This window comes from Paeniglutamicibacter sp. (assembly GCF_046714615.1).
Classification (GTDB): Bacteria; Actinomycetota; Actinomycetes; order Actinomycetales; family Micrococcaceae; genus Paeniglutamicibacter.
Map to the genome: position 1 here is coordinate 1 of NZ_JBKKAP010000092.1, position 6,533 is coordinate 6,533.

General features: G+C 65.0%; 6 protein-coding genes. 2 read left to right on the top strand and 4 right to left on the bottom strand.

Features of this window, described 5'->3' with window-relative positions:
• Positions 1 to 85 precede the first annotated feature (85 nt).
• Positions 86 to 1,486, bottom strand: a complete 1,401-nt coding sequence (locus ACLQ7E_RS11375) for an MFS transporter (RefSeq protein ID WP_411732685.1) — start codon at positions 1,484 to 1,486, stop codon at positions 86 to 88.
• 134 nt (positions 1,487 to 1,620) lie between these two features.
• Between ACLQ7E_RS11375 and ACLQ7E_RS11380 the strand changes: the two genes are divergently transcribed.
• A complete protein-coding gene (locus ACLQ7E_RS11380) occupies positions 1,621 to 2,538 on the top strand; it encodes a LysR substrate-binding domain-containing protein (protein WP_411732686.1) in 918 nt (305 codons plus the stop codon).
• Between the two features lie 11 nt (positions 2,539 to 2,549).
• On the opposite strand, the gene ACLQ7E_RS11385 is transcribed toward ACLQ7E_RS11380, so the two are convergent.
• The 3 genes from ACLQ7E_RS11385 to ACLQ7E_RS11395 all read right to left on the bottom strand — a co-directional run bounded on the left by ACLQ7E_RS11385 (position 2,550) and on the right by ACLQ7E_RS11395 (position 5,480).
• Positions 2,550 to 3,797, bottom strand: a complete 1,248-nt coding sequence (locus tag ACLQ7E_RS11385; RefSeq protein ID WP_411732687.1) for an NAD(P)/FAD-dependent oxidoreductase — start codon at positions 3,795 to 3,797, stop codon at positions 2,550 to 2,552.
• A 5-nt stretch (positions 3,798 to 3,802) separates the two neighbouring features.
• Positions 3,803 to 4,126 (bottom strand): 2Fe-2S iron-sulfur cluster-binding protein, encoded by a 324-nt coding sequence (locus ACLQ7E_RS11390; protein ID WP_411732688.1) that lies wholly within the window; start codon positions 4,124 to 4,126, stop codon positions 3,803 to 3,805.
• Between the two features lie 61 nt (positions 4,127 to 4,187).
• Positions 4,188 to 5,480, bottom strand: a complete 1,293-nt coding sequence (locus ACLQ7E_RS11395) for a cytochrome P450 (protein ID WP_411732689.1) — start codon at positions 5,478 to 5,480, stop codon at positions 4,188 to 4,190.
• Between the two features lie 114 nt (positions 5,481 to 5,594).
• Here ACLQ7E_RS11395 and ACLQ7E_RS11400 point away from each other — a divergent pair.
• The coding region (locus ACLQ7E_RS11400; RefSeq protein ID WP_411732690.1) for a LysR family transcriptional regulator at positions 5,595 to 6,533 on the top strand (939 nt) is incomplete at its 3' end.

Below are 6,533 nucleotides of genomic sequence, written 5' to 3' on the forward strand. Positions count from 1 at the left end.
CCCCTTTTGTTTGGTTTGGGCACCGACCTTTCACGTTCTGCGGTGGCCCGACTGCCGTGCAGGACGAGTGCCGAACCGAGTTCCGTTACTTGACCGTGACGGTCGCCGATTCGAGAACAGGCCGGCGCTTGTCGAAGATCGTGGCCCCGACTTCCTGCTCGGCCTGGTTGGTGATCGAGAGGTCGATTCCCTTGCGGTCACGCAGCAGGGAAACAGCCGTGAGTGAAATCAGGGTCATGACCAAGAGGTAGACCGACACCGCGGTGGTGGTGCCGGTGGCCTGTACCAGCCAGGTGGCGATCATCGGGGCGAACGCGCCACCGATGATGGCACCCAGGGCGTAGGAAATCGATACGCCGGAGAAGCGCACCGACGCGGGGAACAACTCGGAGTACAGGGCGGCCTGCGGGCCGTAGCCCAGACCCAGGCCGATCGCGAAGAAGGCGAAGGCCAGGTACAGCATGGGCAGCGAAGCGGTGTTGACCATCCAGAACAGCGGGAAGACCACCAGCGCCTGGCAGGTGAAGCCGATCTGGTAGGTGCGCTTGCGCCCGATCTTGTCCGCCAGGTAGCCCGAGAGCAGTGTGAAACCGAACCACATGGTCGCGGCAAAGGCGACGGCAACCAAGACGTCGGTCCGCTCGAAGCCGATCGGCCCCTTGGGATTGGTGGTGTAGGCCTGCAGGAAGCCTCCGGTGGTCATGTATCCGGCGGCGTTGTTGCCGGCGAACACCAGGGCGGCGAGGATGACCAGCAGCCAGTGCTTGCGGAACAGCTCAACGATCGGCACCTTGGTCTGCTGCTTCATGGCGGCGATTTCCTCGAAGATCGGGGATTCGTCCACGGAGCGGCGCACAATGTAGCCAACGGCGATCAGCACGATGCTCAACAGGAACGGTACGCGCCAGCCCCACTGGACGAACTGTTCGCCGGGGGAGATCACGCCGGTCATCAGCGCCATGATGCCCGAGGCCAGGAGCATGCCCAGCGGGACACCGAGCTGCGGGAAGGCCCCGGCGCGGCCGCGGCGGTCCTTGGGCGCGTGCTCGACGGCCATGAGAACCGCACCGCCCCATTCGCCACCGGCGGAGATGCCCTGCAGGATGCGCAGCAGAAGCAGCATGATCGGGGCCAGGACCCCGGCCGTGGCGTAGGTCGGCAGCACACCGATCAAGGTGGTCGCGGCACCCATGAGGATCAGGGTGATCACCAACATGGCACGGCGGCCGATCTTGTCGCCGTAGTGTCCGGCCAGGAAGGCGCCGAGCGGGCGGAAGAGGAAGGAGATGCCCACGGAGGCAAAGGAAAGCAGCAAGCCGATCTGGGCGCCTGCCGGCTTGAAGAACAGGTCGGCGAAGATGAGGCCTGCCGCCGTGGCGTAGATGAAGAAGTCGTACCACTCGATGGTGGTTCCGATGATCGTGGCAAACGCCACCCGGCGCTGGTTGGCGCGCTGGGCCGGTGTCTGGCTCTGGGCAATGCTCATGCTGCTCCTCTTTGAGCGGACTGCTCGGACTGGATTGACTCGCTCACGTAAGCCAAGTCACCATCCAGTGTCGCAGGCCACATTGATTGAGTAAACTTCAATTATGTGTACAACATTTTTGATTGGACTGAAGAATGGCTAGATTCTCCCTGCGCCAGCTCGAACTGTTGGCCGAACTCCCGCGGCACTCGACCCTGGGCTCGGCGGCGACGGAAATGAACATCTCCGAATCGGCGCTTTCCCAGGCGATCACCGCGGTCGAGCGGATCGCCGGGGAACAGCTCTGTGTGCGCCGCAAGTCCCACGGGGTGCGGATGACCCCGGCCGGCCAATACTTCGCGGCCAGGGCCGCGCGCATCGTGGCCGATTCCGAGGAACTGGCCGATTCCTTTCCCCGCTCAGACGGTGCCCTGCGCGGTCCGGTGTCCATCGGGTGCTTTGCCTCCATTGCCAGCTACGTGGTGCCCTCGATGCTTGAGGGTTTTCGTACCCTGCATCCGGGTATCGACGTGACGGTGCGGGTCGGCACCCACGACGACCTGCTTCCGGCACTGGAGAACGGAGAGCTGGATCTGGCCCTGGTCTATGACCTGTTGCTGCCCACCGGATTCGCCAAGCGGGTCATCTATGAAACGCGGCTCGAGGTGGTGCTGCACCCAGGGCACCCGCTGGCCGCCAAGAACTCGATCACGTTGGCGGAACTGCAGGACGAACCGCTGATCAACTACGAAGCCAGCCCGAGCACGGAAAACACCCGCAGGCTCTTTTCCGAGGCGGGGCTTCATCCCAACGTCGCCTATTCCCTGCCGCAGGTCGTGCTGGTCAATGCCATGGTCGGCCGCGGCCTGGGCTACGCACTGCTGTATGCGCGACCCAACAACCCGCCGCACACCCTGGACGGGTTGCCCGTGGCGATCAGGCAGCTGGAGCCGCCCAACAGTCCCAGTGCGGTGGTGGCGATCTGGCCGCGCACCTCCACGCCCGGGCCCCGGGCCGAGGCACTGCTCGAACACTGCATCACGGCCATGGACGGGGCTTGGGGCCGGAACTGAGGCGCGGTGGATCATGCAGGTATCGGGATCCCGGCCTTGGCCAGGGCCTTGAGGCTGAATTCCGGGTCGGCGAGGGTCGCGGGGTCCAGTGCGATTCCCCTGCCCACGAGCTTGCGAGCGGCAATGTGGTCGGCCGCGGAATTCACCGACTCCACCGCCGCCAGCATCCCGTCGCGCAACAGTGCGATGGAGAACTTGCCTGTGGCCGGGTCCCCGAGCACCACGGGATCGTCAGTCGGGTGCGAGATCCCGGCAATCTGCAGCCGGACCGTCCCCTGGGTGCTCCAGAACCACGGGGTTTCCGCATAGTCGGATGTATGCCCCATGATGCTGCGGGCGGCATGCCGGCCGTGGTCCGTGGCGTTTTGCACCGATTCAAGCCGGGTCCGGGAACCGGTGTGTGCATTGGGGAAGGACGCGCAGTCGCCGACGGCCAGCACTCCGTCCACCTCGGTGCGCAATGCGGAGTCCACCAGGATCCCGTTGCCGGTGGACAGTCCCGCAGCCTCGGCCAGTTCGGTGCGCGGCACCACGCCCACCCCGTAGAGCACCAGGTCCGCCGGATACCGCTCGCCAGCGGTGGATTCGACGAGCAATCCGGTCCCGTCCCGTTGGATGGACGCCACGCCCTCGTTCAGGCGGAGGTCGATGCCGTCGGCCCTGTGTCGATCGGTGAACCAGTCGGATGCGGTCGGCGAGAGCGCGCGGCCCATGGGGCGCGTGGCGAATTCCAGCACGGTGACCGCCAGCCCGCGGACCCTAGCAGTCGCCGCGAATTCCAGGCCTATGAAGCCGGCCCCGATTACTACTACCCTCCTCGCGGCCGACAGCGAGCGCTGCAGGTCTTGCGCATCGTCGAGCGTGCGCAGCGCGTGGACGCCCTCGAGAGTGGATCCCGGGCAGGGCAAAGGCCGGTTGGCGGCCCCGGTGGCAAAGACAAGGTGGGTGTACGCCAGCACGGTGCCGTAGGCCAAGGTGACGCTGCGTGCCGCGGTGTCCACGGCGATGGCTGCGCCGGCATGCAGGGTGATGTTCTTGGCGGCGAAGAAGTCCGGACCGCGCAGGGGCATGGCGGTGCCCGGGGAATCGGCACCCAGATAGTCCTTGGACAGCGGGGGACGTTGGTAGGGGAAGGTCACCTCGTCGTTGAGGATGGTGATGGCCCCGGTGTAGCCCTGGGTGCGCAGGGAGTCGGCGACGTGGATCCCGGCCTGTCCGGCACCGATGATGATGGTGTGTTCGGCCGTGTTTGTTGACATGGCCGTTACACCTGGTCCGACGGTACATCGACAACGATCTTGCCCAGGGAATCGGACATCTTGATCTGGCAGCCCAGGCGCGAGGCCTCGGTGCGCTCGGACGTGGTGCAGTCGAGCATCTCGTCCTCGTCGTCGCTGAGGGCGGGAAGCTGCCCGGCGAATTCGGGGCGGACGTACACGTGGCAGGTGGCGCACATGGCCTGTCCGCCGCATTCGCCGACGATTCCCTCGATGCCGTTGGTGACGGCGGCGCGCATGAGCGAGGTACCCTCCTCGACGGTGACTTCGGAAGTCTCGCCGGTGGACTGGGCAAAGGTAATGGTGGGCATGGGAGATTGCTCCTGATAGAAATGAGGGGGTGCGGGCGAAGGAAGTAACGGGTGTGGGGGCTTAGCCCCAGGTGACCGGCATCTTGGTCAGGCCGCGGAAGACCCAGCCGGCGTCGATGCTCGGGCTCGATGGGTCCAGGCGCAGGTTCGAGATCCGGTCGAAGAGTGCGGGCATGGCGATCTGGGCGACCTGGGCCCGGGCGATCCAGGTGCCGGCGCAGAAGTGCACCCCGCCGCCGAAGCCCAGGTGCGGCTTCTTGGGGCGGAGGATGTTGAAGGACTCGGGGTCCTCGAATATCTTTGGGTCGCGGTTGGCGGCGCCAAGCACCACGCCGAGCCGGGAGCCCTTGGGCAGGTGCACGCCTTCGAGCACCACGTCCCGGGTGGTTTCGCGGGGGTACATGCCAATCGGTGCCACCCAGCGCACGGATTCCTCGAAGGCCACCGCGTGTAGCTTGGGGTCGTTCCTTACCGCAGCCAGCTGCTCCGGGTGGTTCAGGAGGGCCCAGACTGTGGTGGCAAGGACGTCGCGTGGTTCGTTCAGTCCGCCACCGATGGTCATTTTCAGGTTGGCCCGGATGTCCTCGAGTGGGATGGGCATGGAAGCGAGCCCGGAGAGCAACGAGTGGTCAGGGTTCTTGGCCAGGTAGGGGAGCATCTCGTCAATGGCGGAATCGACCTCGGCCGAGGATTCGGCGCTCTTCTCCCAGACCTCCGGATCGTCGGCGTAGTTCCCGGTGCCGTCGATCATGGTCTGGCTCCAGCGCTGCAGGTCGTCCTGCGACGCGTTGTGGAATCCACAGATCAACCGCAGGTTCTCCGCGGCGTAGGGAGCCGCGTAGTCCCAGACGAAGTCGGCACCCGGTCCCTTGTCGACCAGCTCGCCGAGGTACTTCTCATGGTTGGCCGTGAAGATCTCGTTCCAGTGCTTCTTGATGGTGCCCGGGCGCAACGTGGAGCCGTACGAGTCGCGATCCACTTGGTGCTTCGGGTTGTCCTTGCGCAGCATCGAGTGGCCCATGGCCCGCTTCATCAGCGAGTTGTTCTCATCGGCAGAGAAGCGCGCCTCGTCCTGTTCGATTTCGTGGCAGGCCGCATAGGACATCACCATGTAGCGGTTGACCGCCGGAACCCAGTGCACCGGGGATTCGGAACGCATGCGCTGGTATATCGGGAAGGGGTCGGCGTAGAGATCCGGAATGGTCACCCAGTCGGCCACTGGGGCAGAAATGCCCACCTCGACAGAGGCGGGCGCAGAGGGAACCGCTACCTCGTCAATGACCGACACGCTTTCAGCGGAGCCGCTGGCCCCGGAGAAGGGGCAGACGGCGGTCGGGGCATTCGATGTGTTCATGGCGGCGGAACTCCTGCGAGAAATGTTAGCTACTGGTTCTCCAGTGTGACCCGCCGCATAACCTCGGGTAAAGTACGAGTTCCAGTGTAATAACCACGGTTTTAGTGAGGTGTTGTGGCGCGATATACCCTGAGGCAATTGGAGTGCTTCGTTGCGGTGGGGGAACACGGCTCGATTGCCGGGGCCGCCGCGGCGCTGATGATCTCGCCCTCGGCAATCACGGGGGCGCTGAACGAACTCGAACGCGCCTTCAATTCGCAGTTGACGATTCGGCGCAAGGCCCGCGGGGTCAGCCTGACCCCGTCGGGGCAGTACGTCTTGTCGCAGGCACGCGGGTTGCTGAATGCCGCCACCGACCTGCAGGTCATGGCCGCGGATGCGGGAAGCACATTGCGGGGCAAGGTCGCGATCGGATGTTATTCGTCCCTGGCACCCACGCTCCTGACAGAGCTCATGGCCGAGTGCGGAAGTCGCCATCCAGAGGTGGAGCTGGACTTCCTCGCGGGAACCCAGCAAGAAATCCACGAGAAGTTGCTCTCCGGCGAGCTCGATCTGGCAATCGCCTACGAGCTCACAGTTCCGCCGGGGCTGACCCGCAAACGGTTGCGCGAGGCCGTGCCCGCCGTCGTGCTACCGGCGGATCACCGGCTGGTAGCGCGGGACAAGGTGGCGCTCGCCGAACTTGTCGACGAGCCCATGATCTTGCTGGACGTGAACCCGAGCCGCGAGAATACCGAGATGATGTTCTCTGCGGCGGGACTGACCCCATGGATCCGCTTCCGGACCACCGATTTCGAGGTGACCCGCTCGATGGTCGCCCGCGGCATGGGATATGCCATCCTTGTCCAACGGCCAATCGCCGACGTCTCCTATGAGGGACGGCCTTTGGTGATACGTCCGATCCATCCGGCCACACGCAATGTGCCCATCTCCATGATTTGGAACGAAGGGGTCAGTTTGTCCAAGAACGCCCAGGCGATGTTGGATCTTGCCATTGAGATGCTCCGGGGCGCACACCCGGGGGACCGGGGTGTTGGCCGAGGGGGCGCGCCC